Here is a 26,351-nt window from a genome sequence, read left to right as displayed (position 1 = left end):
AGGCTGGACTATAAACTATAATCAGCGTCGTGGCTTGGTGGAGCGTCTCGTTCCTTCTCTCTCGTGAAGCCTCGACCTCGCGGCGGCGCACAGCGGCGATCACGGGTGCCAGACCTTCCACGAAGAGGAGTCAAAGACGGTGCGAACGACCAGTTTCGACTACACCCGAGCGACATCGATCGACGAAGCGCTCAGCGCTCTCGCCGCCGGCGCTCAGGTCCTCGCAGGCGGGCAGAGCCTGCTCCAATCGATGAAGCTCCGCCAGGCGTCACCCCAGCACCTGGTCGACATCAACGACCTCGACGAGCTGCGCGCGGTGAGCCTGGACGGCGGTGGTCTCCGCCTCGGCGCCCTGACCCGGATCGCCGAGCTCTGCGTGATCCCGGAGGTGGCGGCCAGGTTCCCCTCGCTGCAGCAGGCGGCGAAGCTCACCGCCGACGTGCAGGTCCGGAACCGGGCGACGATCGGTGGCAACCTGTGCTTCGCGAATCCCCGCTCGAACATGGCCTCCACCCTGATCTCGCTGCGCGCGGAGGTCACCGTGCGGTCGGACGGGTCCAGCCGACGTCTTGCCGTCGAAGAGCTGTTCTCGGGATACCTGCAGACGGTCCTGAGCTCGGGCGAGCTGCTCACCGACGTTCACCTTCCCGACCCCGGGCCGGACGCCCGCGGTGCGTACCGGGAGATCTCCCGGCAGCCCAACGGCGTGCCCGTCGTGAACGTCGCCGTGGCCGCTGCGGCCGGGCAGGTGACCGGCATCGGTGTCGGCGGCCTCGGCGTTCGTCCGTTGAGGGCACGACTGGTCGAGGAGGCGCTCGAGAACGCCGACCTGAGCGACCCGCGTGCCGTGGACGATGCCGCCACGCTTCTGGCGGCCGACCTCGCCAGCACCGAGCCGCTCTCCGACATGCACGGATCCGCTGAATACCGCCTCGAGGCCGCCGTCGTCCTGCTCCGCAGGCTGGTCCTCGCCACCACCAACGAGAGGGGCTGACCCCATGGCCGAGTCCACCACCACCATCACCGTCACCGTGAACGGCACCGAGCACACCCGCCAGGTCGCGCCCCGCACCCTCCTGGTCGACCTGATCCGGGACGACCTCCGGCTGACCGGAACGCACATCGGATGCGAAGAGGGCATCTGCGGGGCGTGCACGGTCACCGTCGACGGACAGCTGGTCAAGAGCTGCCTCTTCCTCGCCGTGCAGGCGGACGGCAAGGAGGTCACCACGGTCGAGGGACTGACCCCGAAGGGCGGGACGAGCAGGCTGCAGGAGTCCTTCCGCGACAACTTCGCCCTCCAGTGCGGGTTCTGCACCCCCGGCATGGTCGTCGCCGCGGACGCGCTGCTCCGCGAGAATCCCGACCCCAGCGAGCAGGAGATCAAGGAGCACCTCGTCGGCAACCTCTGCCGGTGCACGGGATACCTGTCGATCATCGACGCGGTGCGCGCCGCGGCCAACCAGGAGGTCACGTCATGAACGCGAACGACTCACAGTCGCGGGCCGGCTCCGACACCGGAACCGAGCCGTTCGTCGGGCAGTCGGTCAGGCGGTCGGAGGACCTGCGCCTGCTGACCGGCCAGGGCATGTTCGCCGACGACGCCGTCGTGGCGGACCCGGTCTACTGCGCCATCCTCCGCAGCCCGCACGCCCACGCGCGGATCGTCTCGGTCGACACCAGCCGCGCGCAGGCGATGCCGGACGTCGTGCTGGCCATCTCCGGTGCGGAGGCAGCCGAGCACTGGACCCAGATCCCGGCCGGCATGGACTTGATGGACATGAAGCTGCCGAAGGTCTACGCCATCGCCACCGACAAGGTGCACTACGAGGGCGAGCCGGTCGCGGCGGTCATCGCCGAGACCCGGTACGCCGCGGAGGACGCCCTGGCCGCCATCGACGTCGAGTACGAGCCGCTGCCGGCGGTCGCCTCGGTGGAGGACGCACTCGGCGTGCATCCCTTCGATGCTCCTGACGGGCCTTGGAGCCCCAAGGCCGTGCTGTACGAGGAGTGGGGGCACAACATCCAGTGCGACTGGGCCTTCGAGATCGGTGACCCGGACGCCGTGTTCGCGTCGGCGCCGCACGTGGTGTCCTGCCGTCCCGCCGCGCACCGGTACAGCGGGGTCCCGATGGAGACCCGCGCGGTGGTCGCGGAGTACGACGCCGGCCGGGAGACTCTCAAGCTGCGGGTCTCGACCCAACTCCCGCACCAGTCCCGCACCCTGATCGCCCAGATCCTGGGCCTCTCCGAACCGAACGTGCAGGTGCTGGCCGACGACGTCGGGGGTGGGTTCGGCAACAAGACACAAGTCGACGCCGAGGTCATTCCGGCACTGCTGGCCAAGCTCTCCGGACGTGCGGTCAAGTGGTTCGAGCCACGCGGGGACTGGCTGAGCAGCGGCCCCGCGTCGCGTGACTACGCCCACCACGTCGAAGGGGCCTTCGACGACGACGGCACCCTGCTGGCGATCCGGGAGCACCTGGTCGGGGACGAGGGCTGCGACGGTGCCACCCGTTCGGCCGGGCTGGGCGCCCTGCTCGTCGGCGGGATCTACAGCGCCGGTCCCTACCACGTGCGTTCCTACAAGGCGCGCGTGCAGGCCGTGGTCACCAACAAGGCTCCCTACGGCGCCTACCGCGGTTACGGCAAGGAGACCGCGAACCTGGCGATCGAGCGGCTCATGGACACCGCCGCCGCGAAGCTCGGCATCGACGCGGTCGCGATCCGCCAGCACAACCTGGTCCGCGAGTTCCCCTACGAGATGGCGGCCGGTCCGATCATCGAGAGCGGCAGCTTCTCGGAGCTCCTCGACATGCTGACGGAGGCGATGGACCTGCCGGCGCTGCGGCTGCGCCAGGAGCAGGCCCGCGCGGAGGGTCGGCACGTCGGTATCGGCGTCATCTCCTTCCTCGAGCCGTCCGCGGGCTCCATCCCGATGTCGGTCTTCAACGGGTACGAGACCGCGTCCGTGCGGATCATGCCGGACGGGAAGGCGATGGTCCTCACCGGTCTGCAGGGCATCGGGCAGGGGGTGGAGACCTCGCTGGCGCAGATCACCGCCGACCGGCTGGGCCTGTACCCCGGAGATGTCCGGGTCGTCTACGGCGACACCAAGGCCGTGCCCTACGGGCTGGGGGCCTACGCCAGCCGCGGCGCCACCTACGGGATGAGTGCGGTGTACGAGGCGGCCGGGGAAGTGCGCCGCAAGCTGCTCAAGGCGGCGGCCGGGATGCTCGAGGCCGACCCCGAGGACCTCGAGCTGGGCCGCGGCGAGGTCTGGGTCGCCGGGGTACCGGACACCCGCCTGTCGGTCCAGGAGGTGGCCCGGGCCGTCTACCTGTTCCCGGGGCCGTACGCGACCCTGCCGGGCGAGGAGAGCCCGACGCTCGAGGCGAACCACGTCTGGACCAATCCCAACGTGAGCTGGGTGCCCGACGAGCACGGCCGTGTGCGCCTCTACCCGACCCACGGCAGCGGCGCCCAGGGCGTCGTGGTCGAGGTCGACGTGGAGACCGGCGAGATCCAGATCGAGAAGATGTGGATCGCCCACGACTGCGGCAAGGTCGTCAACCCCGCGATCGTGCACGGTCAGATCATCGGCAGCACGATCCAGGGCCTGGGCGGCACGATGTTCGAGCAGCTCAGCTACGACGACCAGGGCAAGCTCCTCACGAAGACCCTGAACGACTACCAGCTGCCGAACATCATGTCGGTGCCCCCGATCGAGGTGCTGCACAAGGAGACGCCCTCGCCGATCACCCCGCTCGGCACCAAGGGCGTCGGGGAGGGCGGCTGCATCGGCACGCCGGCCGTGCTGCTGTCCGCGGTCGAGGACGCGCTGCGCGAGTTCGGCGTGACGGTCGAGCGGACCCCGCTGGACCCGATGCGGGTTCGCGCGCTGGTCCGGAACGCGCCCTTGACCTCGCCCGTCGCCGGCTGAGGCCCCGACATGCATCGACCCGCTTTCCGCGTTTCCGACCCGGTGGAGGCACCATGACCCCGTCCGAACCCGACAGCCCGATCGCCGCCGCGCGGGCCCGTCGCCACACCGTGAGCAGCAGCCCGTTCGGTCCCGACGACCAGATCGGGATGCTGAACATGATGACGTCGGAGTCGCGTGCCGCGATCCTGGCGCAGGCCGACCCGACCCGGCTGTTCGACCTGTCGGTGGAGTACCACGTCGGGATGCCGTCGTGGGCGGGGCTCGGTGATCCCACCTACCAGTTCTGGATGACGCACACGCCCTCCGGCTCGGTCGCGGAAGACGTGATGGGCCTCGGCCGCGAGCAGAACGAGCTGGTGGCCTACTCCGGGGACGCCTTCTCTATGTACACCCACACCGGGACGCATCTGGACGCGCTGAACCACTTCGGGTACTCCGGAGGCGTCTGGAACGGGCACACGGAGGAGGAGCATCTCGGGAGCCGGCACTGGCTCGCCTGCGGCGCCGAGCAGCAGCCGCCGATCATGGCCCGCGGCATCCTCATCGATGTCGCCGGCGCCCACGGCACCGACCTGTTGCCGGACTCCTACGCCATCGGCGCCGACGAGCTGACCAGCATCATGGCGGACCAGGGGACCGAGGTGCGGCCCGGTGACGTGGTGCTGATCCGGACCGGCCGGATGACGGTCTGGACGGAACCCGAGCGCTACCTCTTCCGCGAGCCGGGGCTCAACCGGGAAGGTGCCGCACTGCTGGCCGAGGCGGGCGCCATGATCATCGGCTCGGACAGTGTGGCGCTGGAGCAGATGCCGTCCGCGGACCCGGACAACTGGCATCCCGTGCACACGTACCTGCTGGCCGAGTGCGGCGTCCCGATCATGGAGAACGTCAACCTCGAGGAGATCGCCGCGGCGAGGCTGTACTCCTTCGCGCTCGTCTCCGCGGGTCTGCGGCTGCGCGGTTCGACGGCGGCGCCGATGCGTCCGATCGCGATGCCGCTCCATGCGTCCTGAAGCGGACCCGGCCCGGGGACGCGGGTCAGTCGACCTCGCCGCGGGACAGGGGAGTGGTCTGTCGTGAGGGACATCCTCGAGGAGATCGCCGGGTGGCACGCGTCGGGCACGCGCTTCGCGCTGGCCACCGTCGTACGCACGTGGAACTCGTCCCCCCCGGCAGCCGGGCGCCTCGATGGCCGTCGCCGAGACGGGGGAAGCGGTCGGCAGCGTCTCGGGGGGGCTGTGTCGAGGGTGCGGTCTACGAGCTCGCGCAGGAGGTGTTGCGGACCGGGCTGCCGGCGAAGCAGACCTACGGCGTCCAGGACGACGACGCGTTCGCCGTGGGGCTGACCTGCGGCGGAATCCTCGAGATCTTCGTCGAGCCCGTGGATGCTCCGCGCTTCCCGGAGCTTCCCGACGTGCTCGCCGCGGTCCGGGGTCAGCACGGCCTGGCTGTCGCCACCGTGGTCGAAGGGCCCGGCGACCTCGGCCACCGCATCGTGGTCGGTCCGGACACCCTGTCGGGCTCCCTCGGCAGCGCTGACCTCGACCACAGCGTCGCGGTGATCGCCCGCGGCATGCTCGAGCACGGCACGACCGGGGTCGCCCATGTCGGCGAGAACGGTGAGCAGCGCATGGACCAGCTCACCGTCTTCGTCGAGTCGTTCGCTCCCGCACCGGAGATGCTCGTCTTCGGGGCGATCGACTTCGCCGGGGCGGTGGTCCGGGCCGGCAAGTTCCTGGGCTACCGGGTCACCCTGTGCGACGCCCGGCCGGTGTTCGCGACGGCCAAGAGGTTCCCCGACGCCGACGAGGTGGTGGTGGACTGGCCGCACCGGTACCTGGCCGGTCGGGACGTCGACGAACGCACCGTGCTGTGCGTGCTCACGCACGACCCCAAGTTCGACGTCCCCCTGCTGGAGCTAGCTCTCCGGGGGAAGGCCGGCTACATCGGTGCGATGGGCAGCCGGCGCACCCACGAGGACCGGCTCACCCGGCTCCGGGAGATCGGCCTGGACGAGCAGTCCCTGAGCCGGCTGTCGTCCCCGATCGGGCTCGACATCGGAGCGCGGACACCGGAGGAGACGGCGGTGTCGATCGTGGCAGAGATCATCGCGCTCGCCTCGGGCGGCTCCGGCAGGCGGCTCTCCGAGACCGGAACGGCGATCCACCGGTGAGCCTGCTGCTGCCGGACCCTGCGTTCCCGCGACCTGCGAGTACGGCAGGGCTGGCCGACCGGTTCGGCAGGGTCGCCACCGACCTCAGGGTGTCCCTAACCGACAAGTGCAACCTGCGGTGCACCTACTGCATGCCGGCCGAGGGGTTGGCGTGGCTGGGCTCCGACAGGCTGCTGTCGGACGACGAGATCGTGCGCCTCGTGCGGATCGCGGTGGAGCTGCTCGGGGTCGAGGAGGTGCGGTTCACCGGAGGTGAGCCCCTCATCCGTGCCGGCCTCGTCCGGATCGTCGAGGCGACCGCAGGCCTTGGTCCCCGTCCCGTGGTCTCGCTGACCACGAACGGGATCGGGCTGGACAAGACGGCCCGGGCGCTGGTGGAGGCCGGCCTGACCCGGGTCAACGTCTCTCTCGACACCCTCGATCGTGAGCGCTTCCTCCAGCTGACCCGGCGCGACCGCCTGGACCAGGTGCTGGCCGGGCTGCAGCACGCCCACGCGGCCGGCCTGGCGCCGGTCAAGGTGAACACCGTGTTGATGCGAGGCGTCAACGACCACGAGGCGGTGGACCTCCTCCGGTTCTGCCGGGACCACGGCTACGAGCTGCGGTTCATCGAACAGATGCCGCTCGATGCACAGCACGGCTGGTCGCGCACGGGCATGGTCACTGCCGCGGAGATCCTCGACCGCCTGAGCGAGGAGGTGGCGCTGACCCCGACGCCGCACGCCCGCGGAGCTGCGCCCGCGGAGACCTGGTTGGTGGACGGGGGACCCGACGTGGTGGGTGTCATCGCCTCGGTGACGCGGCCCTTCTGCTCCGCCTGCGACCGGACCCGGCTGACGGCCGACGGGCAGGTCCGGTCGTGCCTGTTCGCCCGCACCGAGACCGACCTGCGGGCACTGCTGCGCGGGGGCGCGACCGACGACGAGATCGCCGACGCGTGGCGGGACGTCATGTGGGGCAAGGGGCCGGGCCACCAGGTCGGCGACCAGGAGTTCGTCCAGCCGGACCGACCGATGAGCGCGATCGGCGGATGACGACCGTCAGCGGGCGAGCCGAGGGCGCGGATCCCTCGGTCGTCGTCCGGTACTTCGCCGCCGCCCGGGCCGCGGCCGGTGTGGCCACGGAACGGGTCGCGGCCGCGACCGTCGAGGACCTGGTCAGGACCATCTGCGAGGCACACGGCGCCCGGATGACCTCGGTGATGGCCGTCGCGTCGCTCCTCCTCGACGGTCGGGTCGCGCACGAGCCCACCGGGTCCCTGCTCGGCGTCGCCTGCGTCGACGTGCTGCCACCGTTCGCGGGAGGATGAGGATGACGGCACCTGGCATCAGGGTTCCCGTCGCCGCCTCGGTCTCCTCCGAGGCCATCGTCCCGGTCCGCGCCCTGCGGTTCGTCGAGCGTGCAGCAGCCGGCGCCGGGGTGCTCTTCGTCGGGGTGGTGCGCGACCACGACCACGGCAGGTCGGTCACCGCGCTCGAGTACCTGGCCCACCCGAGTGCCGCCGGCGTGCTCACCGCGACGGTCCAACGGGTCCTGCTCGGTCACCCCGGGGTGCTCGCCGTACAGGCACAGCACCGGACCGGACCCCTGCGGATCGGTGAGCCGGCCTTCGTCGTCGCGGTCTCCGGCGCCCATCGCGGTGACGCTTTCGCAGCCTGCGAGGACATCGTCGAGCAGGCCAAGGCCCGCGTCCCGATCTGGAAACGACAAGTCTTCACGGACGGCACCGAGGAATGGGTGAACTGCCCGTGAGCAACCACCAGCGCTCCACCGAGAGGAAGACCACCATGCGACTGTTCGCTCCCACCATCGAGGTCCGCGCGCACTGCGACCTGCCCTGCGGCGTCTACGACCCGGCCCAGGCACGCATCGAGGCCGAGTCGATCAAGGCCGTCATCGCCAAGGTCGACGACAACGACGACCCCGACTTCCGCACCCGCGCCATCCTGATCAAGGAGCAGCGCGCCGAGCTGGTCAAGCACCACCTCTGGGTGCTGTGGACCGACTACTTCAAGCCCCCGCACTTCGAGAAGTACCCCCAGCTGCACCAGCTCGTGAACGAGGCCACCAAGCTCGCCGGCGCGACCGGCGCGAAGGGCTCGCTCGATGCCCAGGTGGCCGACGACCTGCTGGCCAAGATCGACGAGATCGCCGAGATCTTCTGGGCGACCAAGAAGGTCTGATCGACCTCGACCGTGCGGCGGCCGGGCAGACCGGCCGCCCGCGGGGCACTGTCCCGTCCCGGAGAGAAACCGGTCGTTCCCGCCTGGTGGTCCGCTGCCGTGGGACGGCCTGGCACCCCCTAAGGAGCACATGGTGAGCAAGGTGAGACTGACGTCGGAGGACGGCGGGCTGCGGGTCCTGACCCTGAACGACCCGGACAAGCGCAACGTCATCGACGACGAGATGCGCGCGGCGTTGGTGGAGAGCGTCGCGGCGGTCCGGGCGGACCCGGCAGCGACGGCCCTCGTCGTCACCGGTGCGGGAACGGCGTTCTGCGCCGGTGCCGACCTGCCCGCGATCTTCGGGGGCAGCGACCGGTCGGTCGCCACCCTGCGCGACGACCTGCACAAGGTGTACGAGAGCTTCCTGGTGCTGCGCTCCCTGACGATCCCGACGATCGCGGCGGTGCAGGGCCCGGCGGTCGGCGCCGGGCTGAACCTCGCCATGGTCTGCGACATCCGCATCGCCGGGCCGCGGGCCAGCTTCGCGGCGACGTTCTCGCGGATCGGGCTCCATCCCGGTGGCGGCTGCACCTGGTTCCTGGTGCAGGCCCTCGGCGAGCAGCGGGCGCTCAAGCTGCTCCTCGACGGTGGCAGCGTGTCGGGACCTGACGCGGTCGAGGCGGGCCTGGCGGTGGCGCTCGAGGAGGACCCGCTGGCCGCCGCGCTGGAGCTCGGACGCAGGTATGCGGCGATGGACTCCCAGCTCTCCCGGGACATCAAGAGGGCGGTGCGGACGGCCGCGCGCGATGGCTTCGAGGCGACGCTGGAGCTGGAGTCCTGGGCACAGGCGTCGTCTGCGACCAAGCCCGCGGTCCACGACTTCATGGACAGGTTCCGCAAGTGACGCGACAGGAAGGAGGGACCATGCCCGACGCGCGACCGGATCTCGAGCGACTGCGCTCGCTGATCGACGAGTGCAGCAACTGGGACCGCTGGGGACCCGACGACCAGGTCGGCACGCTGAACCACGTCACCGCCGAGGCCGTGGCCGGGGCAGCCGCCCTGGTCCGGGACGGTGTCTCGATCTCGATGGCGTTGGATCTCGGACCGTCCGGCCCCCAGCAGGGCGGCTTCCGGGTCAACCCGGTGAACCTGATGCGGGAGACCGGTGCCGATCACGTCGGCGGCGTCCAACGCCTGCCACCGGACTGGGGCCCCACCGGCGGGTTGGGCGTCGGTGACGACGTGGTGATCCTGCCGCACCAGGCCGCCACCCAGTGGGACGGGCTCGGGCACGTCTTCTGGGAGGGTCGGATGTGGAACGGGAAGCCCGCCGCACGCGTGGGCGCGCACGGAGCGACGTACGCGGGCATCGAGCAGTGGCGGCACCAGTTCGTGATGCGGGGTGTCCTGGTCGACGTCGCGGCGCACCACGGCGTCGCCGCGCTCGAGCCGGGATACCCGATCGGCGTGGACGACCTCGAGGCGACCCTGGAGGCGCAGGGATGCGACGTCGGAACCGGTGACGCCCTGATCGTCAGGACCGGAATGCTGGAGGAGCGTCGCGGCGACTGGGGAGACTACGCGGGCGGCCCGGCGCCGGGCCTGTCGGTGGACACGCTGCCGTGGATCCACGAGCGCCGGCTCGCGGCCGTGGCCTCCGACACCTGGGGGCTGGAGGTGCGTCCGAGCGAGCTCGGCGGCGCCTTCCCCTTCCACGTGGTCGCCATCCCGCACATGGGGCTGGCGCTGGGGGAGATCTGGGACGTCGCCGCTGTCGCGGGCTACTGCCACCGGAGCGGCCGCTTCGAGTTCCTGCTCGTGGCTCCCGTGCTCCCCGTCGTGGGTGCGGCCGGCAGCGCCGTGAACCCCCTCGCGGTCTTCTGACCCGGCGGATCGAGACAGGAGCGTGACGGTGCCCGCCACCAGCGACAGCTCGACCCCACCGGGAAGCCCGCTGCACGGCGTCCGCGTCCTCGACATGACCACGACCCTGATGGGTCCCTACGCGACGATGATGCTGGCGCAGCTCGGGGCTGACGTGATCAAGGTCGAGCCGCCCGCCGGCGACGCGGTGCGCAGGATCGGTGCGGGGAGGTCGCCAGGCATGGGCCCGATCTACCTGAACGCCAACGTCGGCAAGCGGGCGGTGACTCTCGACCTCAAGCAGGTCGGAGCCCGCGGCGCACTCTCCCGCCTGCTCGAGCGGTCCGACGTCTTCGCGCACAACCTGCGCCCCAAGGCGGCCGCGTCCCTCGGGTTGGGCCCGGACACGGTGGTCGACCTCAACCCCACCTGCATCTACTGCTGCTTCCGCGGCTTCGACGACGGGCCCTACGCGGACGAACCGGCGTACGACGACGTGATCCAGGCGGTGTCAGGAGTCGCGGCCACCCAGGGCCGGGGCGGACCACCGCAGTACGTCGCCACCCCGATGGTGGACAAGACCGTCGGGCTGGCCGGGGCGGTAGCGATCATGGCGGCCCTGCACAGGCGGGCAGCGACTGGCTCGGGGGGAGGTGCTCACCGTTCCCATGTTCGAGTTCATGGCCTCCTTCATGTTGCTGGAACAACAAGGCGGACGGGTCTTCGACCCACCGAACGGGCCTAGTGGCTACGCCCGCACGGCGTCGCAGAACCGCAAGCCCTACGCCACCCTGGACGGACACCTCTCGGTCGTGATCTACACCGATGCCCAGTGGCAGCGCTTCTTCGAGCTGGCGGGGAGCAGCGAGCTCATCACCGACGACCGGTTCAAGGACATCGGCGCGCGCACCCGGCACATCGACCAGCTGTACGGGTTGGTGGCGGAGGTGATGAGCAGACGCACGACCGCCGACTGGCTCGTCGCCCTTCGGCGCGCCGACATCCCGGTCATGCCACTGCGCACGGTCGAGGAGCTGTTCGACGACGAGCATCTGCGGGAGACGGGGTTCTTCCGACAGGTCGAGCATCCGTCGGAAGGACCCCTCGTCCAGGCGCGGTTCCCGCTGCGCTTCAGCCACGGACTCGACGAGGTTCCTCCGGCGCCGCGACAGGGCCAGCACACCCGGTCCGTCCTGCAGGAGATCGGACTGACCGACGCCGAGATCGCCGAGCTGGAGCGGACGGGCGCAGCACAGCCCCCCTCGTCCTAGCAGCCGCTGCGACGGACGGGAACCCCAGCACCGCCGGTGTCATGGGAACAGCACAACGAATGGAGCAGTCATGAGTGAGCACCAGGCTTCCGGTCCCATGGGCCTCTACTACGAGGAGTTCGAGATCGGCTGGTCGATGCGGACGGCGGGTCGGACCGTGCGTGACTACGACGTCTCGACCTTCGTCGCGCTGGCGGGTTTCGTCGAGCCACTGTTCCTCGACGAACGGCAGGCGAACCTCGGCGGCGACGGGCGCCGGGTGGTCCCCGGTGCGTTGACCTTCAGCCTGGCCGAGGGTCTGGTCATGCAGACCAACACCCTGCACCACACAGCCGTCGCGTTTCTCGGTGCCGACGTCGAAGTCCTGGCGCCCGTGTTCGTGGGCGACTCGATCGAGGTCCAGGTCGAGGTGGTGGACCGACGGCTCACCTCCAAGGGCGACCGCGGACTCGTCCGGACGGAGAACCGGGTGGTCCGCGACGGGGAAGAGGTCCTTCGCTACCGTCCCCTCCGCATGATCCGCTGTGCCGACGGTTCCTAGACCCGCACCCGCGCCGTACGGCGGCGGTGTGGTGGTTCCGTGCCTGGTCGGCGGCGCCGCGGGATGGGGACTGACCGCGGCCGGGGCAGGGGTGGCGTCCTTGACGCACGCCTACGGTGCGGACCTGGTGACCATCGGTCTGCTGACCACGGTCCTGGCGGTCGTCTACGCCTCGATGCAGCTGCCGGCGGGCACCCTCGTGGATCGATTCGGTGCGCGACCCGTCGCCCTGGCCGGGTTGACGCTGGTCGTCCTCGCCTACCTGGCCGCCGCAGTGACCCCCGAGCTGATGGTCGCGTTCGTCGCCCGTGCCATCGCCGGCGCGGGCAGCGCCGTCGGCTTCGTTGCGGGCGCCGAGATCGCGCGCACGAGCGGAGTGGGCCCCGCAGGCCTCGGACTGTTCGGAGGAGCCGCGATCGGGTCGGGCGGGATCGCCGTAGCGGTGATCCCGCTCCTCGAGCCGCTGCTGGGTTGGCGCTCGGCCTGGCTCTCGTGTGCAGCGGTCGCCGTGCTCGCGATCGTTGCGCTGGCGTTGTCCCGACCCACGCCGCGGACCCTGGGCCGACCCGTCGCCGCCGCGGGCGGTCCCTCCGTCCTCCTCGACCACGAGCTGCACCGGCTCTCCGCGATCCACGCCGTGACGCTCGGGCTGGGCGTGGTCCTGAGCAACTGGGCCTCGGTCATCCTGCAGCGGGCCTGGGGACTCGGCACCGGCACGGCCGCGGCACTCGCCGCGCTGATCCTCGTGACCACGATCCTGAGTCGTCCGTTGGGCGGCCACCTCGTCCGCAGGCGACCCGAGTGGCTGCCCGCGGTCATCAAGGTCTCGCTGGTGTCCTGCGCCGTCTGCTGCGCCGCACTCGCCTTCCCCTCGACGCCGGCGGTCGCGCTCCTCTCGGTCGTCGCGCTGGGCACGCTGAGCGGGCTGCCCTTCGCGGGGGTCCTGGCGGCTGCGCAGGCGCGGCGGCCGGACCGCCCGGCGACGGCCGTCGGGCTGATGAACGCCTACGCGAACGCACTCATCGTCGCCGGCACCCCGTTGCTGGGGGCGGCCGTTCAACGGTCGCGTCCGACCGTCGGGCTGCTGGTCGTGGCTGCCATCTGGTTGCTGCCCTACGTGGCACTGCCTACTTCGCCCGGACGTTCGGCCCCACGCCCGGCCAGACCCCGCCCCTGACCCGTGGGCTCTCCCGGACGGCCTGGACGGCCTGGGCGGCTCGCGTCGGGGCGGAGGGAGCGGGGCGCAGGATCAATCCGTGGGGCGCGAGAGGATCTGGACCAGCGACCGCAAGGCGTGGTCGCGGTGCGCGTCGAGCTCCGCCACGAGGCGCTCGGTGTCGCGAGCCCGCGCCGCCTCGAGAATCCGCGCGTGCGCATCGTCCGCGGCGTGCCGCTCGGCCTCGACGTTGTAGTAGATGGCGCGGTAGGCCTCGGTCGACTCCCAGAGGAGCCGGATCAAGCGCATCATGTGCGGACCGCTGCCGGCCTCGAAGATGCCGAAGTGGAACCGACGGTTCGCGGCGAGCTGGGCGGCCACGTCACCGCTGGTCGACGCCCGGGAGCACTCCTCGGCAGCCTGTTCCAGCCGGTCGAGCGCATCGTCGTCGAAGAACTCGACCGCAGCGCGTGCCGCGCGGTCCTCCAGCAGCTCGCGCAGCATGTTGACCTCGACCAGGTCCTCGATGAGCAGCTCCGAGACGAAGTACCCCCGCCGCGGAATGTAGGTGACCTGGCCTTCGCCCTCGAGCACCTTGAGCGCTTCACGTGCCGGGATCAGGCTGACGCCGATCCGTTCAGCGATCTCGTCCTGCTGGATGTGTGCACCGGGCCGCAGCTCGCCCTCGACGATGGCGCGGCGAAGCCATGCGACCGCGTGCTGCTGGCTCGTATGGTGGGTCTCGCCCTTGCCGTTTGCGGTCCGCATGAGTGCAACATTACGACGTTGCGGCGACATCCCATGAATACCCACGCAACCGCGACAATCGCCATGCGATCAGCGACGCGACTCCCATCCGACGGCTAGGCAGAGCTGCGCTCCTTCTCCAGCTTTCGCCAGAACTTCAGCGCGGCGTACTCGAGCTCGAGCCCGAGCTGCAGCGGCACCATGCGGTCGGCGACGTCCTCACGCTCGGAGAAGCGCGCCTGCATGGACTCGTAGACCTCGATGCGGTCCTCGTGCTGGCGGATCTGCTCACGAGCCAGGTTGAGCACGTCCTCGGGCCGGGCGAACTCGCCGAAGAAGAGCTTGAGCTCGGCGACGTCGCGCACCTGCAGCTGCTCCGTGGTGGGCTCGGCCAGCCAGGCGCCCAGCGCGTCGCGGCCCTCGTGGGTGATCGAGTAGGTCTGCCGGCGTCTGCCTTCCGGCTCCACCTCGAGGTCGAGCAGGCCGAGCTCCTCGAGCCGCTTCGGCTCGGAGTAGAGCTGCGCATGGGGAAAGGGCCAGAAGTAGCCCACCGAGTGGTTCACAGCCCGTTTCAGGTCGTAGGACGTGCTGGGTCCGCGCATCGCCACCATGCCGAGCACGACGTACGACGTCGTGGTCAGTTTTCCCATTGACATGGTCCGAACCGTACCGTAGCGTTCGCGGCGTCCGAAACAGACGGTATGAAGCAGATGATGGGACAGGCCATGGATCTCGCCACCGCTTTCCGATGGACCGCGGAGCGCTACCCGCACCGCCGAGCCGTCGGCGGTCCTGCTCCGATGACCTACGCCGAGTGGGACACCCGGACCGATCGCGTCGCGCACGCGCTCAGCGCCTTGGGTGCCGGCCCCGGCGAGCGGGCGATCTTCCTGCTCCAGGGCGGGGAGCCCCTGGCCACGCTGCACCTGGCCGCGCAGAAGGCCGGTATCGCCTCGCTCCCGCTCTCCACCAGGTTCGGTGTCGACGAGCTCGCCTACTGCATCTCCGACTGCTCGCCGGTGCTGGTCGCGGTGGACGAGACCACCTACGCCCTGGCCGCCCAGGCGCTGGAGACCGTCGAGCGGCCGCCCACCCTCGTCTGGGCCGGCGCGCCCGGCGACCAGCCGCGCGGCACGGCCTCGCTGGCGGCCGAGACCGACCGTGCCCGCTCCGGGCCGGCCCCGCTCCCGCCGACCGAGTCGGACATCAGCGTGATGCTCTACACCTCCGGCACCACCGGGCGGCCCAAGGGCGTGCCGCGCACGCACGCCGCCGAGTTCCACGCGACGCTCGCCCACCTGGTGCAGACCGGGCACGCCCCCGGCGAGGTGACCCTCGGCGTGATGCCGCTCTTCCACACCATGGGCCTGCGCAGCCTGCTGGCGTCCGTGCTGGCCGCCGGCACCTGGGTGCCCCAGGCGAAGTTCGACGCCGACGCGTCCCTCGACCTGATCACGCAGGAGAACGTCAGTGCGCTCTACCTCGTGCCCACGATCTTCTGGGCCCTGCTCCAGACCGGCCGTCTCGACGAGGCCACGTCGGTGCGCAAGCTGGCGTACGCCGGGGCGTCGATGACCCCGGCGCTGGCCCAGAGGCTGGCCGAGACCCTGGCCCCCGAACGGTTCGTCAACCACTTCGGCAGCACCGAGATCTACACGTTCTCGATCGGCCCCGACAGTGCCGCCAAGCCCGGGTGTGCCGGCCGGGCGGGCGTCTTCTCCCGGGTCCGCCTCGTCGATCCCGACCCGGGCGCCCACCCCGACGACATCGTCGCCCCGGGTGAGCAGGGCCAGGTGGCTGTGTCAGCCGCCAGCCCGGAGGCGTTCGCCGGCTACTGGAACCGGCCGGACGCCGACGCGAAGTCCCTCCGCGACGGGTGGTACTTCACCGGCGACCTGGCCAGCACCGACGAGGACGGCGACCTGTGGATCGCCGGCCGGGTCGACGACATGATCAACTCCGGCGGGGAGAACATCTACCCCGAGGAGATCGAGAACGCCCTCGCCGGGTGTCCCGACCTCGACGAGGTCATCGTGGTCGGCACGCCGCACGACAAGTGGGGGCACGCGGTCACCGCCTTCGTCGTCGGGCGGCCCGGTGTCGACCCGGCCCGCACCCTCGAGAAGGTGGAGGCCTACGCCCGCGGCGCCTCGGGCCTGCCGTCGATGAAGCGGCCGAAGCGCATCGTCGTGGTCGACCACATCCCGAAGTCCGCGGTCGGCAAGATCCTGCGCCGGCACCTGGCCTCCGGAGACTTCTCGTCGCTCGCCGAGACCACCGGGACGGCGAAGCGATGACCCCGTCGGAGAAGACCGGGCCGAGCCGGATCGAGGACCCCGCCCTGCTCACCGGGCAGGGCCGCTTCCTCGACGACATGGACCCGCTGCCGGGCACCCTCGTCGCCACGGTGGTGCGCAGCCCCCATGCGCACGCCCGGATCAAGGCGGTGCACCTCGACGTGGCACGCAACCACCCGGGCGTGGCCGCGGTGATCGGCCCCGAGGAGGTGCTGGCCACCCTGCGGCCGTTCCCGCTGTCGGTGAAGGCGCCGACGCCCTACTACCCGACCGCGACCGACAAGACCCGCTTCGTCGGCGAGCCCGTCGTGGTGGTCGTGGCCGCCGACCGGTACGCCGCCGAGGATGCCGCCGAGCTCGTCGAGATCGAGTACGAGGTGCTGCCCGCCGTCGTACGCACGGACCAGGCGCTCGAGGACGACGCACCCCGGCTGCACGACCAGGCCGACAGCAACGTCGCCACCGACCGCACCTTCACGTTCGGCGAGGTCGACGCGGCGTTCGACCGGGCGGCGCACACCGTGACCGGCAGCTACTCGTTCCCGCGCTACTCCTCCACGCCCATGGAGTGCTACTCCGTCGTGGCCGACTGGCAGGACCGCGCCGACGGACCTGAGATCACGGCGTGGTCGAACTTCCACGGCCCGTTCTCGATGGCCCCGGTGGTGGCCGGCAGCCTCGGCATCCCGACCTCCTCGCTGCGGCTCGTCGTCCCGGCCGACATCGGCGGCAGCTTCGGTATCAAGTCGGCCGTCTACCCCTACATCGCACTGATGGCCCTCGCCAGCAAGCACGCCGGCCGGCCGGTGCGCTGGACCGAGGACCGGCTCGAGCACCTGCAGGCCAGCTCGTCGGGGTCCGACCGGCTGATGACGTTCTCCGCCGCGGTCGACGACGACGGAGTCGTCAGCGCACTGCGCGTCGACCTCGTCGACAACGTCGGCGCCTACCTGCGCCCCCCGGAGCCCAGCACGCTCTACCGCTGCTTCGGCAACATCACCGGTGCCTACCGCATCGAGCAGGTCGAGATCCGGGCCCGCGCGGTGGTCACCAACAAGGCACCGACCGGGCTCAACCGCGGGTTCGGAGGCCAGCAGCTCTACTTCGGCCTCGAGCGTCTGATCGACGACATCGCCGCCGAGCTCGGCCTCGACCCGGCCGACGTACGCCGGCGCAACCTGCTCGACGCCGACCAGTTCCCCCATGCCACACCCAGCGGCGGGATCTACGACAGCGGCGACTACCACCGCGCCTTCGAGCTGGCCCTCGCGAACGTCGACTACGACCGGCTGCGCAAGGAGCAGGCCGTCGCCCGGGGCAACGGGGAGTGGATGGGCATCGGCATGGCCACGATCGTCGACCCCTCCGCCACGAACATCGGGTACGTCGGCCTGGCCACTCCGGTGCAGGACCGGACCGCGAAGCGCGGCAAGTCAGGCTCGACCGAGCACGTCCGGATCAGCGTCGACCTGCAGGGCGTGGTCTCGGTGCTGCTCGGCACCGTCCCGCAGGGCCAGGGCCACGCGACCGTGGCCCGCGACATCGTCGCCAGACACCTCGGGCTTCCCGTCGAGCAGGTGCGCCCGCGCGTCGAGATGGACACCAACAGCACGCCCTGGACGATCAGCTCCGGCAGCTACTCCTCACGGTTCGCGCCGCTGCTGACCAGCGCCCTCCTGGAGGCCGCCGACCGCATCGCGGCCACCATCAAGATCGCGGCCGGTGTGCTGCTGGAAGCCGATCCCGGGACCCTCGAGCTGGCCGACGGCACGGTGCGTGTCGTCGACGAGCCCTCCCGGTCGGTGGAGTTCCGGCACGCCGCCGGGCTCGTGCACTGGGATCCGGGTTCGCTGCCCGAGGGCGTCTCGGCCCGGCTCTACGAGGAGGCGGCGTTCACCCCGCCGCAGTCGAAGGCGGCCTCGCGCACCGACCAGATCAACTCCAGCCTGTGCTACGGGTTCGTGGCCGAGGTGGTCGTCGTACGGATCGACCCGGAGACGCTGCGGATCACCATCGAGAACGTCTCGAGCGTGCACGACGCCGGCACGATCCTGAACCAGACCCTGGTCGACGGCCAGATCCACGGGGCGCTCGCGCAGGCCCTCGGAGGGGCGCTCTACGAGGAGATGACCTACTCCGACTCCGGCCAGCCGACCGCGGGCACCTTCATGGACTACCTGTGCCCGACCTCGGCGGAGGCGTGCTTCCCGCTGGTCAGCGACCACGTGGTGACGCCCTCGCCCCTGACCCGGCTCGGCGCGAAGGGCTCCGGTGAGGGCAGCTCGATGAGTCTTCCCGTCGCCATCGCCAACGCCGTCGCCGACGCACTCGCCCCCGAGGGCATCGCCATCAACTCGCTGCCCCTGCACGGGAACGTCCTCCACCAACTGCTCCACCAGACGAAAGGAACCTGACATGCCCCTCACCGGAGGCAAGATCCGTCTCGACCGCAGCCACGACGGCCGAGTCGCCAACCTGACGCTGTCGCACGGCCGCTACAACGTCATCACCTGGGAGACCCGCCAGGTGATGGCCGACCGATTCGCCGAGATCGACGCGGACCGGAAGGTGCAGGTCGTCGTGATCCGGGCCGAGGGCGAGCACTTCACCTCCGGCGGCGACATCGCCGGCTTCATGGAGGTCGACCCGGTCGACCTGACCGACCTCGGCCACAACGTGACCGCTGCGGCTCGCAGCCCCAAGCCGGTCATCGCCGCGATCGACGGCTACTGCTTCGGGGTCGGCCTCGAGCTGGCGCTGTCCTGCGACATCCGGATCGCCACCGACCGGTCGCGGTTCGCCCTCCCCGAGATGAAGCTCGGCATGATCCCCGGCAGCGGCGGAACGCAGCGCCTGGCCCGGCTGATCGGCCTGTCCCGGGCGAAGTACCACATCCTCACCGGCGAGCGGATCACCGGACAGCAGGCCCTCGACTGGGGCCTCACCTCGCACAACTGCGCCGACGCCGAGGAGCTCGAGAAGCAGACCGACACGGTCGTCTCCATGCTGCTGGGCTACTCGCCGATGGCGCTGCGGACCGCCAAGGAGGTCCTCGACCGGGGCATCGACGGCCCGCTCTACACGGGCATCGAGCTGGAGCGCAAGGCCTACTCCATGCTGCGCGCCAGCCACGACTTCGCCGAGGGCGTCGCCGCGTTCGGAGAGAAGCGCGCCCCGAAGTTCGAGGGTCGGTGAACCAGCCGTGGAAGCCCGCCCCGTTCGCCTACGTCCGCCCCGGCACGACCGAGGACGCCCTCACCGAGCTGGCCCGCGACGGCGCCAAGGTGCTGGCCGGGGGCCAGTCGCTCGTGCCGGTGCTGGCGATGCGACTGGGGCGCCCTTCCATGCTCGTCGACATCAACGCCGTCCCCGAGCTCAGGCAGATCTCGCGGAGCAACGGCCACCTCGGGGTGGGTGCGACGGTGCGGCAGCGGCAGGTGCAGTACGACGACGCCGCGGCCGCCGTACCCCTGCTGCGGCTCGCGCTGCCCTGGGTCGGCCACCGCGAGATCCGCAGCCGCGGCACCGTCTGCGGCAGCATCGCGCACGCCGACCCGTCGGCCGAGCTGCCCGCGGTCGCCTCCTGCCTGGACGCCACCATGGTGGTCGCCGGCGCCGAGGGCGTGCGGGAGATCCCGGCAGCTGAGTTCTTCACCGGTGCGATGAGCACCGTGATCCTGCCCGAGGAGCTCCTGACCGAGGTCCGGTTCCCGGTCGCCGAGGAGGGCGACGGCTTCGGGTTCGGCGAGATTGCCCGCCGGCACGGCGACTTCGCCCTGGCGGGCGCGGCAGTCCGGGTGCGCACCACCAGCGCCGGCTCCCGCGCCCGGATCAGCTGCTTCGGCATCTCCGACCACCCGGTCACCCGCGACGTCACCGAACAGCTGCGCTCGGCACTCGACGCCACCGGCACCGACCCCGACGAGTCCGACCTGCGCCGGGCGCTGGCCGACCACGCGGACGGCATCGCCGACGACGTGGTGGACACCGGTGGGGACGCGCACGCCAGTGCGGCCTACCGCCGCCAGCTGATCGCCGGCCTGGTCTCCCGCCAGGTCGCCCGGGCCTACCTGAAGTCCCTCCGACCACACCGAGAGGGGAAGCCCTGATGAGCCTCCCGTACGCCTACGCCCGCACCGAGGCCGACGACACCGTCGACGTCACCATGACCGTCAACGGCAGCGAGGTCACGCTGTCCCTTCCGGCCCGGATCACGCTGTCCGACGCGCTCCGGGACCACCTCGGCCTGACCGGCACCCACGTCGGGTGCGAGCACGGGATCTGCGGGATGTGCACGATCCTCGTCGACGGCCAGGCCTCCCGTGCCTGCCTCCTCTTCGCGGTCCAGCTCGAGGGTGCCGAGATCACCACCGTCGAGGGCCTCGGCCGCCAGGACGACCTGCACCCGCTGCAGGAGTCGTTCAGCAAGCACCACGCCCTCCAGTGCGGCTTCTGCACGCCCGGCTTCCTGATGAGCTCCTACGACCTGCTCACCCACGAGCCCGACGTCGCGACCGAGGACCTGCCCGAAGAGCTGTCCGGAGTCCTGTGCCGGTGCACTGGCTACCGCAACATCATCGACGCCGTCGACGAGGTGGCGCACGCCCACCGCGACGGGCTGCCCGGGCCGGGCAACTGTGCGCAGCGCACCCTGGTCGGTCGTACGCCGTCTGGTGCAGGCCCTGCCGCCGCCGCGGAGGTGGCCACGGCCGCCGTGCCGGGGCACCACCCCGACGAGATCGCGCTCCCCACGGGCGAGCCCACGATCACCGTCGACGTCACCAGCCAGCTCGAGTCGGCGCCCACCGAGGTGGCGCAGGTCTTCGGCGACATCCGGCTGCTTGCCCGCTGCCTGCCCGGCGCGGAGCTGACCGACGAGCTCGGGGACGACTGGTACCGCGGCCGGGCCCGCATCGCGCTCGGCCCGGTGCGCCTGTCCTTCGACGGCATGGCGCAGGTGCTCGAGCAGCGCGACGACCGCCTCGTGCTGAGGGCCCAGGGCAAGGACACCGGTGGCGGGAGCGCCCAGGCGGAGATCGTGATGTCCGCGACCCCCGCAGGGACCGGCGTCTCACTGCACGCCGAGGCCCGGGTGTTCCTCACCGGCCGGGTCGCCAGCTTCGGTCGGTCCCTCGCCGGTGACGTCAGCCGCCGCATGTTCGAGGACTTCGCGCGCGGCATGGACCGGGCCGCGGCCGGGGCTGAGCCCGATGTGGGCGCGAAGCCACCCGGTGCCGTCGCGATCCTCGTCGGTGCCCTGTCCGACCGGGCCCGCGCCCGCCTCCGGAGCCTCCGGCAACGCAGCCGGGACCGCACCACGCGACGTGACAGGCGTCGTACCCCCTCGAGAGACGAACGGTGACCCATGTCCCAGCCCACGTTTGACTCCGCTGCCGGCGCGCCACCGAGCAAGGCCGCGCTGCCCGCCGCCTTCGCCTCCGTGGCCGGCTGGGCGTTCGACCTGTTCGACCTGTTCCTGCTGCTCTACGTCGCGAAGGCTGTCGGCCATCACATCTTCCCGGCCGAGTCGGAGACGCTGAGCCTCGCGCTGGTCTTCGCATCGTTCGCCGTCAGCATCGTGATGCGACCCGCCGGCGCGGCCTTCTTCGGCGAGCTCGCCGACCGCAAGGGCCGGAAGACCATCATGGTCACGGTCATGGCCGGCGTCGGCCTGTCGACCGCGGCGATGGGGCTGGTGCCGACGTACGCCTCGGTCGGCGTCGTCGCCCCGGTCATCTTCCTCGTCCTCCGCGTCATCCAGGGACTGTTCGTCGGTGGGGTGACAGCCACCACGCACACGCTGGGCACCGAGAGCGTCCCACCCCGCTGGCGCGGCCTGATGAGCGGTCTGATCGGCGCCGGTGGCGCTGGGCTGGGCGCGGCCATGGCCAGCGTGGTGTTCATCGTCGTGAGCCGCTTCTACCCCGGCGACTCGTTCAACGAGTTCGGCTGGCGGGTGATGTTCTTCAGCGGCCTGATGGGCGGTCTGCTCAGCCTCTTCGTGCTGCGTAAGGTCGAGGAGTCGCCCATGTGGCTCAAGGCCCAGGACGCCGCCAAGGGTGGTGCGCCCGCCGCCCGGCTCCGGTTCCTGGACCTGATCGCGGGGGAGTACCGCAACATCACGCTGCTCAACGTCGCGGTCGCGGCGGGCGGTGGGGCGATGTACTACCTGACGTCCGGCTTCCTGCCCACCATGCTCGACTCCGTCGTGGGAATGCCGTCCGGCCCGCGGGGCGCCGTGCTGCTGGTCAGCAGCCTGGTGGTCGTCGTCGCATCAGCCCTCGCGGGGGAGGCGAGCCAGCGGTACGGCCGCCGCAGGACCATGCTGGCGCTGGGCGCCGTCAACATCGTCGCGCTGCCCGTCCTGACCCTCTTCATCGCCCACAGCGACCCCGGCAGCACGACCCGGATCGTGCTCGCAGCCTGTCTGCTCGCCTTCCTGGCCAACGCGGCCTACTCGCCGGTGATGATCTTCCTCAACGAGCGCTACCCGACCGCGATCCGCTCCCGAGGCACCGCGGTCTCGTGGAACACCGGGTTCATGCTCGGTGGCCTGCTGCCCACCTTCGTGAACCTGCTGAGCCCGACCGTCTCCGACATCCCCGGCCGGCTGGTGGCATTCATCATCGGCGCCGCAGCGGTGTTCGTCGCGGCCGTGCTGTGCAGCCCCGAGACGCGTGGCCGGCTCGACGTGGCCGCCACGGACAGTGAGCGGCAGAAGGCCTGACGAGAGGCGTGTGCCGCCAGAGAGGACTCTGGCGGCACACGCCGTCGTGGCTGCGGCAGCGGCGCGGATCAGGGCGTCGTGTCGTGGGCGTTCTGGAGCTCCAGCTGTACGGCGGCCACGTGGTCGTGAGCGCGCTGGGCGGCCAGCGCACAGTCGCGGTCGAGGATGGCGTCGACGATGCCGCAGTGGTCGGCATGCGCTCGTTGGAGGCGGCCCGGCATGCCGATGACCTTCAGCGAGTACTCCTCGAACTGGGGTGAGATCGAGTCCCACACGTGCAGCAGCAGGGGGTTGCCGCTCGCCTCGGCGACCTGGCGGTGCAGCCGGCCGTCGAGAGCGACGAAGTGGGCCTCGCTGATGCGGCGTCAGTGACCTGCCGCGCCGCCGCCCACCCGGCCGTCCACCAGCGCCGCCTGCGAGGCCGCGATGACCTGGGTGAGGCTGTCGTGCAACGCGGTGAGCTCCTCGAGTCCCATGCCGAGCTTCGCGACCACGGCCGGCGGGATGTGCTCGGCCTGGTCCCTCAAGGCTCTCCCTCTGTCGGTCAAGGTGACGGCCAGCACCCGCTCGTCGCTGCGGTCGCGTCCGCGCACCAGCAGCCCGGCGACCTCGAGCCGCTTCAGCAGCGGTGACATGGTGCCGGGGTCGAGCAGCAGGAGTCGGCTGAGCTCGCGCACGGAGACCGGTTCGTGCTGCCACAGCGCAAGCATCACCAGGTACTGGGGGTGGGTGAGCCCCATCGGTTCGAGCAGTGGCCGGTAGACCGCGACCACGTTGCGCGCCGCCACCGACAACGCGAAGCACACCTGCTGCTCCAGGGCCAGCGGGTCCTCGAGGTCCGGCGCCGCCGGTGTCGTCTGCGTCATAGTGCTTAGCCTACCAACGATTGCTACACTAATCATTGGTACACCAATGATGTGGCGGAGAAGTGAAGCGCCTCCAGGAGGACCCGTGCAGATGACAGCATCCGACCCGCAACGCACCCAGCCCCCGCCGCGCGTGGCCAAGCACCTGATGGACCCGAACCATCCCCGGTCGACCGGAGGTCGCCGTGACATGAGCCTGACCCACGTGCAGCAGTGGGTCATGTCCATCCTCGTGACCACGACCATCCTGCACCTCGCCGCCGGCTTCGTCGTGGCCGCCTTCTTCGTCAACGACCGTCCGAGCTCCCAGATCGGGCTGCTGGTCATCGGCGGCCTGTTCGGCGTGGTCGCGATCGCCGGCGGCCTGGTGATCCACCGCAAGTCGATCTTCAGCTGGTGGCTCCTCAGCGGTTGGATCCCGGCCCTGGTCGGCGCCTACCTCATGTTCCTCGGCTGACTCTCCCTGTGGAGACCTCGCGGTCGTGAGACTGACCCTGCGGCTTCGCCTGCTGGTACCGTCGAGCGCTCACTGAGAGGTTCAGATGACCAAGCAGGGGCGGGACGGTCGAGCAGGTGCTGTGCGGACGAGAGACCCGCACGAGGCCGAGGCCATGATCGCGGACGCGTACCTCCCCAGCTGCGTCGACCCCCTGGGCACCGGGCCGCTCGCGCTCCGTCTGGACGCGCTGCGGCTCGACTCGGCCACGGTCGGTCTCGTCTCCTTCGGCACCCAGACGCGGCTGCTCACGGCCGAGGCGACCGACTACCACGTCAACCTGCCTGTTCGAGGTGGGGTGGTGAGCCGCATGGGCAGGGGTGCCGAGACCTCCGCAGTCCCTGGCCGGGCCACCGTCTTCATGCCCGGGTATCCAGCCGACATCGTGTGGGGCGCGGACAGCCTGCAGCTGTGCCTGAAGATTCCCGCGCAGACGGTCGTGGAGGAGCTCGAGCAGCTCCTCGGCCGCTCCGTCTCGAAGCCGTTGGTGTTCGAGAGCGAGATGGACCTGTCCACTCCCACGGCACGCGGGTGGCGTGCCTCGCTGGAGGTGGTGCGGACCGAGCTCACGGAGGGGCCGGGGCTGGCCTCTCAGAGGCGCGTGGCCAGGCAGCTGGAGAGGCTGGTGGTCGACGGGCTCCTTCTCGGACAACCGCACAACTACAGCGAGGCTCTGGACCGGGGAACGTGGCGCCCTTCGTCGGGACCGGTGGCGCGGGCACGACAGCTGTTGGAGGAGCAGCCTGAGGAAGCCTGGTCGACGTCGTCGCTCGCAGTCCGCGTGCATGTCAGCGTGCGGTCTCTTCAGGAGGGGTTCGCGCGGGACCTCGGCCTGCCACCCATGAAGTACCTGCAACAGGTCCGGCTGCGCCGGGCCCGCGACCTGCTGCGCGAGGCCTCCTCTGCCCAGACGACGGTCGCGAGGGTGGCCTCCGGACTGGGCGTGTCCCACCTGGGACGCTTTGCCGCTGCCTACCGGCTCGTGTTCGGCGAGTCTCCGTCGGAGACCCTGCGACGCGAATGAGCCCCCGAGCCGGTGGGAGGACCCGCGCGCGATGCGGACCGTCCGGCGCGCAGGACGGCTAGCCCCGCCCACCCGGTCGCTGGTTCGATGAGCTCGGGACGTTTCTGCTCGGACCACCGCGCCCTCCCTGACGCGTGGTGGTCCGACACGGGGCGGACAGCCTGCCGAGAAGGCAGGGGCGAGGGCCCCGCCAGAGATGGCAGGACAACCTCGACCGGCCCGTGACCCGGCGCGTAGCCGCGTCACGGCCTCCGGCTCGATCCCCACGACACACATGTACGGCAACGGCAGACCCGTCGCGAGCCGGGGACGCAGAGCCACGGGACCCGTCGAGGGTCAGCGGGGCCTACCCACAGAGAGGGAACGACATGTGTGGGCCCCAGGCCGGGTTGGACGCAGACCTGCACTTCCAGGCTCGTTTCGAGCAGTCCCACCTACCTCAGGCGATCACCGGTCTCGACCTGCGTCTCGTCATGGTGAACGCCGCGATGAGCAGGCTTCTCGGCAGCTCTGCGGAGGAACTGATCGGGGTGCACGTCGACACCCTCACGCACCGGGACGGACCGGCAAGTCGGGCCCGTGAGCTTCTCGAGGAAGATGCCAGCGGCATGCTGGAGTACGAGCGTGTCTACCAGCGTCCCGACGGGATCCGGGTGCCGGCGCGGCTGTTCGCGACGCTGGTGCGCGACAAGGACGGGTCGCCCCAGAGCATCGCGGCGTTCGTCGTCGACCTCACTGACCAGAGACGCGCCGAGGAGGCGCTGCGGTGCCGGGAGTCGCTGTTCCAGGCCCTTCTGGAGCGGGCGACCGACGTGGCCGTGGTCAGCGCGCCGGACGGGACCGTTGTGCACGCGGAGACTTCGGTCAACTCCTTCGGTTACACCCCGGACCAGGTGCTCGGCCGGCAGGGACTCGACTTCGCCCATCCCGAGGACCGACACCTCGTGGAGGCAGCCTTCGCCCAGGTTCAGAGGCAGCCGGAAGAGGCCGTGTCGCTCGTCTACCGCCACCAGGATGCCAGCGGCGCGTGCCGGTGGGTCGAAGCGTGGCTGAGCAACAAGATCGAGGACCCGCAG

General features: G+C 70.8%; 27 protein-coding genes and 2 pseudogenes. 25 read left to right on the top strand and 4 right to left on the bottom strand.

The window, feature by feature from the left end:
* The first annotated feature begins 139 nt into the window (after positions 1-139).
* The 16 genes and pseudogenes from KRR39_RS18425 to KRR39_RS18355 all read left to right on the top strand — a co-directional run bounded on the left by KRR39_RS18425 (position 140) and on the right by KRR39_RS18355 (position 13,139).
* On the top strand, positions 140-994 hold the full coding sequence (locus KRR39_RS18425) for an FAD binding domain-containing protein (protein ID WP_216938920.1): 855 nt from the start codon (positions 140-142) through the stop codon (positions 992-994).
* Between the two features lie 4 nt (positions 995-998).
* Positions 999-1,481 (top strand): (2Fe-2S)-binding protein, encoded by a 483-nt coding sequence (locus KRR39_RS18420; RefSeq protein ID WP_216938919.1) that lies wholly within the window; start codon positions 999-1,001, stop codon positions 1,479-1,481.
* A complete protein-coding gene (locus KRR39_RS18415) occupies positions 1,478-3,943 on the top strand; it encodes a xanthine dehydrogenase family protein molybdopterin-binding subunit (protein ID WP_216938918.1) in 2,466 nt (821 codons plus the stop codon). The genes KRR39_RS18420 and KRR39_RS18415 overlap by 4 nt, the downstream gene beginning before the upstream one ends.
* A gap of 53 nt (positions 3,944-3,996) precedes the next feature.
* Positions 3,997-4,959 (top strand): cyclase family protein, encoded by a 963-nt coding sequence (locus KRR39_RS18410; RefSeq protein ID WP_216938917.1) that lies wholly within the window; start codon positions 3,997-3,999, stop codon positions 4,957-4,959.
* Between the two features lie 63 nt (positions 4,960-5,022).
* Positions 5,023-5,097: pseudogene (locus tag KRR39_RS26655) on the top strand (hypothetical protein); the annotation flags it as partial.
* 122 nt (positions 5,098-5,219) lie between these two features.
* Positions 5,220-6,119, top strand: a complete 900-nt coding sequence (locus KRR39_RS18405; protein WP_254185245.1) for an XdhC family protein — start codon at positions 5,220-5,222, stop codon at positions 6,117-6,119.
* Positions 6,116-7,153: a GTP 3',8-cyclase MoaA gene (gene moaA / locus KRR39_RS18400; RefSeq protein WP_436972002.1), complete on the top strand. Its 1,038-nt coding sequence runs from the start codon at positions 6,116-6,118 to the stop codon at positions 7,151-7,153. Before KRR39_RS18405 ends, moaA begins: the two co-directional genes overlap by 4 nt.
* Positions 7,150-7,428: a MoaD/ThiS family protein gene (locus KRR39_RS18395; RefSeq protein ID WP_216938916.1), complete on the top strand. Its 279-nt coding sequence runs from the start codon at positions 7,150-7,152 to the stop codon at positions 7,426-7,428. Before moaA ends, KRR39_RS18395 begins: the two co-directional genes overlap by 4 nt.
* 2 nt (positions 7,429-7,430) lie before the next feature.
* On the top strand, positions 7,431-7,871 hold the full coding sequence (locus KRR39_RS18390; RefSeq protein WP_216938915.1) for a molybdenum cofactor biosynthesis protein MoaE: 441 nt from the start codon (positions 7,431-7,433) through the stop codon (positions 7,869-7,871).
* Between the two features lie 35 nt (positions 7,872-7,906).
* Positions 7,907-8,302 (top strand): superoxide dismutase, Ni, encoded by a 396-nt coding sequence (gene sodN / locus KRR39_RS18385; protein ID WP_216938914.1) that lies wholly within the window; start codon positions 7,907-7,909, stop codon positions 8,300-8,302.
* A 133-nt stretch (positions 8,303-8,435) separates the two neighbouring features.
* On the top strand, positions 8,436-9,188 hold the full coding sequence (locus KRR39_RS18380) for an enoyl-CoA hydratase (RefSeq protein ID WP_216938913.1): 753 nt from the start codon (positions 8,436-8,438) through the stop codon (positions 9,186-9,188).
* Between the two features lie 20 nt (positions 9,189-9,208).
* Positions 9,209-10,171, top strand: a complete 963-nt coding sequence (locus tag KRR39_RS18375) for a cyclase family protein (RefSeq protein WP_216938912.1) — start codon at positions 9,209-9,211, stop codon at positions 10,169-10,171.
* 28 nt (positions 10,172-10,199) lie between these two features.
* Positions 10,200-10,895 carry a CoA transferase gene (locus KRR39_RS18370; protein WP_216938911.1) on the top strand — a complete coding sequence of 232 codons (696 nt, stop codon included), beginning with the start codon at positions 10,200-10,202 and terminating at the stop codon, positions 10,893-10,895.
* Positions 10,831-11,421, top strand: coding sequence for a CoA transferase (locus KRR39_RS18365; protein WP_216938910.1), 591 nt, complete (start codon positions 10,831-10,833; stop codon positions 11,419-11,421). Before KRR39_RS18370 ends, KRR39_RS18365 begins: the two co-directional genes overlap by 65 nt.
* A gap of 70 nt (positions 11,422-11,491) precedes the next feature.
* A complete protein-coding gene (locus KRR39_RS18360) occupies positions 11,492-11,962 on the top strand; it encodes a MaoC/PaaZ C-terminal domain-containing protein (protein ID WP_216938909.1) in 471 nt (156 codons plus the stop codon).
* Complete coding sequence (locus KRR39_RS18355) at positions 11,946-13,139, top strand: MFS transporter (RefSeq protein WP_367303679.1); 1,194 nt, start codon at positions 11,946-11,948, stop codon at positions 13,137-13,139. The genes KRR39_RS18360 and KRR39_RS18355 overlap by 17 nt, the downstream gene beginning before the upstream one ends.
* A 72-nt stretch (positions 13,140-13,211) precedes the next feature.
* On the opposite strand, the gene KRR39_RS18350 is transcribed toward KRR39_RS18355, so the two are convergent.
* Positions 13,212-13,886, bottom strand: coding sequence for a GntR family transcriptional regulator (locus tag KRR39_RS18350; protein WP_216938907.1), 675 nt, complete (start codon positions 13,884-13,886; stop codon positions 13,212-13,214).
* Between the two features lie 95 nt (positions 13,887-13,981).
* Complete coding sequence (locus KRR39_RS18345) at positions 13,982-14,521, bottom strand: PadR family transcriptional regulator (protein WP_216938906.1); 540 nt, start codon at positions 14,519-14,521, stop codon at positions 13,982-13,984.
* A gap of 69 nt (positions 14,522-14,590) precedes the next feature.
* Here KRR39_RS18345 and KRR39_RS18340 point away from each other — a divergent pair, with 69 nt between their 5' ends.
* The 6 genes from KRR39_RS18340 to KRR39_RS18315 are packed head-to-tail and all read left to right on the top strand — an operon-like array spanning position 14,591 to position 22,889.
* On the top strand, positions 14,591-16,162 hold the full coding sequence (locus KRR39_RS18340) for a class I adenylate-forming enzyme family protein (RefSeq protein ID WP_216938905.1): 1,572 nt from the start codon (positions 14,591-14,593) through the stop codon (positions 16,160-16,162).
* Positions 16,159-18,576 carry a xanthine dehydrogenase family protein molybdopterin-binding subunit gene (locus KRR39_RS18335; RefSeq protein WP_216938904.1) on the top strand — a complete coding sequence of 806 codons (2,418 nt, stop codon included), beginning with the start codon at positions 16,159-16,161 and terminating at the stop codon, positions 18,574-18,576. The genes KRR39_RS18340 and KRR39_RS18335 overlap by 4 nt, the downstream gene beginning before the upstream one ends.
* Position 18,577: 1 nt before the next feature.
* Positions 18,578-19,357, top strand: coding sequence for an enoyl-CoA hydratase/isomerase family protein (locus tag KRR39_RS18330; protein ID WP_216938903.1), 780 nt, complete (start codon positions 18,578-18,580; stop codon positions 19,355-19,357).
* Complete coding sequence (locus tag KRR39_RS18325) at positions 19,354-20,271, top strand: FAD binding domain-containing protein (protein WP_216938902.1); 918 nt, start codon at positions 19,354-19,356, stop codon at positions 20,269-20,271. Before KRR39_RS18330 ends, KRR39_RS18325 begins: the two co-directional genes overlap by 4 nt.
* Positions 20,271-21,524 carry a xanthine dehydrogenase family Fe-S subunit gene (locus tag KRR39_RS18320; protein ID WP_216938901.1) on the top strand — a complete coding sequence of 418 codons (1,254 nt, stop codon included), beginning with the start codon at positions 20,271-20,273 and terminating at the stop codon, positions 21,522-21,524. Before KRR39_RS18325 ends, KRR39_RS18320 begins: the two co-directional genes overlap by 1 nt.
* 3 nt (positions 21,525-21,527) lie before the next feature.
* Positions 21,528-22,889 (top strand): MFS transporter, encoded by a 1,362-nt coding sequence (locus KRR39_RS18315; protein ID WP_216938900.1) that lies wholly within the window; start codon positions 21,528-21,530, stop codon positions 22,887-22,889.
* Positions 22,890-22,957: 68 nt separating this feature from the next.
* Here the strand turns inward: KRR39_RS18315 and KRR39_RS18310 are convergent, their stop codons facing one another.
* Both KRR39_RS18310 and KRR39_RS18305 read right to left on the bottom strand, forming a co-directional pair.
* Entirely contained in the window at positions 22,958-23,248 is a 291-nt protein-coding gene (locus KRR39_RS18310; RefSeq protein ID WP_216942788.1) for a FadR/GntR family transcriptional regulator, read from the bottom strand.
* 6 nt (positions 23,249-23,254) lie between these two features.
* A complete protein-coding gene (locus KRR39_RS18305; RefSeq protein WP_216938899.1) occupies positions 23,255-23,755 on the bottom strand; it encodes a MarR family winged helix-turn-helix transcriptional regulator in 501 nt (166 codons plus the stop codon).
* Between the two features lie 85 nt (positions 23,756-23,840).
* On the opposite strand from KRR39_RS18305, the gene KRR39_RS18300 reads away from it, so the two are divergent.
* The 3 genes and pseudogenes from KRR39_RS18300 to KRR39_RS26300 form a co-directional block, all read left to right on the top strand.
* The gene (locus KRR39_RS18300) at positions 23,841-24,212 is read left to right on the top strand and encodes a hypothetical protein (protein WP_216938898.1); all 372 of its coding nucleotides are present in this window, start codon (positions 23,841-23,843) and stop codon (positions 24,210-24,212) included.
* A gap of 154 nt (positions 24,213-24,366) precedes the next feature.
* The gene (locus tag KRR39_RS18295; protein ID WP_216938897.1) at positions 24,367-25,275 is read left to right on the top strand and encodes an AraC family transcriptional regulator; all 909 of its coding nucleotides are present in this window, start codon (positions 24,367-24,369) and stop codon (positions 25,273-25,275) included.
* Between the two features lie 368 nt (positions 25,276-25,643).
* Positions 25,644-26,267: pseudogene (locus KRR39_RS26300) on the top strand (PAS domain-containing protein); the annotation flags it as partial.
* Positions 26,268-26,351 lie beyond the last annotated feature (84 nt).

The sequence above is a fragment of the Nocardioides panacis genome (assembly GCF_019039255.1).
GTDB lineage: Bacteria > Actinomycetota > Actinomycetes > Propionibacteriales > Nocardioidaceae > Nocardioides_B > Nocardioides_B panacis.
The sequence above is the reverse complement of the archived record's forward strand: the minus strand, read 5'-3'. Positions and strand labels throughout refer to the sequence as shown.

What these genes read in the sequence shown, in the direction of transcription:
- KRR39_RS18420 (WP_216938919.1), top strand. Translation starts at nt 999, where the DNA reads ATGGCCGAGTCCACCACCACCATCACCGTCACCGTGAACGGCACCGAG.
- KRR39_RS18415 (WP_216938918.1), top strand. Translation starts at nt 1,478, where the DNA reads ATGAACGCGAACGACTCACAGTCGCGGGCCGGCTCCGACACCGGAACC.
- KRR39_RS18410 (WP_216938917.1), top strand. Translation starts at nt 3,997, where the DNA reads ATGACCCCGTCCGAACCCGACAGCCCGATCGCCGCCGCGCGGGCCCGT.
- KRR39_RS18395 (WP_216938916.1), top strand. Translation starts at nt 7,150, where the DNA reads ATGACGACCGTCAGCGGGCGAGCCGAGGGCGCGGATCCCTCGGTCGTC.
- KRR39_RS18390 (WP_216938915.1), top strand. Translation starts at nt 7,431, where the DNA reads ATGACGGCACCTGGCATCAGGGTTCCCGTCGCCGCCTCGGTCTCCTCC.
- sodN (WP_216938914.1), top strand. Translation starts at nt 7,907, where the DNA reads ATGCGACTGTTCGCTCCCACCATCGAGGTCCGCGCGCACTGCGACCTG.
- KRR39_RS18375 (WP_216938912.1), top strand. Translation starts at nt 9,209, where the DNA reads ATGCCCGACGCGCGACCGGATCTCGAGCGACTGCGCTCGCTGATCGAC.
- KRR39_RS18365 (WP_216938910.1), top strand. Translation starts at nt 10,831, where the DNA reads ATGGCCTCCTTCATGTTGCTGGAACAACAAGGCGGACGGGTCTTCGAC.
- KRR39_RS18360 (WP_216938909.1), top strand. Translation starts at nt 11,492, where the DNA reads ATGAGTGAGCACCAGGCTTCCGGTCCCATGGGCCTCTACTACGAGGAG.
- KRR39_RS18350 (WP_216938907.1), bottom strand. Translation starts at nt 13,886, where the DNA reads ATGCGGACCGCAAACGGCAAGGGCGAGACCCACCATACGAGCCAGCAG.
- KRR39_RS18345 (WP_216938906.1), bottom strand. Translation starts at nt 14,521, where the DNA reads ATGTCAATGGGAAAACTGACCACGACGTCGTACGTCGTGCTCGGCATG.
- KRR39_RS18340 (WP_216938905.1), top strand. Translation starts at nt 14,591, where the DNA reads ATGGATCTCGCCACCGCTTTCCGATGGACCGCGGAGCGCTACCCGCAC.
- KRR39_RS18335 (WP_216938904.1), top strand. Translation starts at nt 16,159, where the DNA reads ATGACCCCGTCGGAGAAGACCGGGCCGAGCCGGATCGAGGACCCCGCC.
- KRR39_RS18330 (WP_216938903.1), top strand. Translation starts at nt 18,578, where the DNA reads ATGCCCCTCACCGGAGGCAAGATCCGTCTCGACCGCAGCCACGACGGC.
- KRR39_RS18320 (WP_216938901.1), top strand. Translation starts at nt 20,271, where the DNA reads ATGAGCCTCCCGTACGCCTACGCCCGCACCGAGGCCGACGACACCGTC.
- KRR39_RS18315 (WP_216938900.1), top strand. Translation starts at nt 21,528, where the DNA reads ATGTCCCAGCCCACGTTTGACTCCGCTGCCGGCGCGCCACCGAGCAAG.
- KRR39_RS18305 (WP_216938899.1), bottom strand. Translation starts at nt 23,755, where the DNA reads ATGACGCAGACGACACCGGCGGCGCCGGACCTCGAGGACCCGCTGGCC.
- KRR39_RS18295 (WP_216938897.1), top strand. Translation starts at nt 24,367, where the DNA reads ATGATCGCGGACGCGTACCTCCCCAGCTGCGTCGACCCCCTGGGCACC.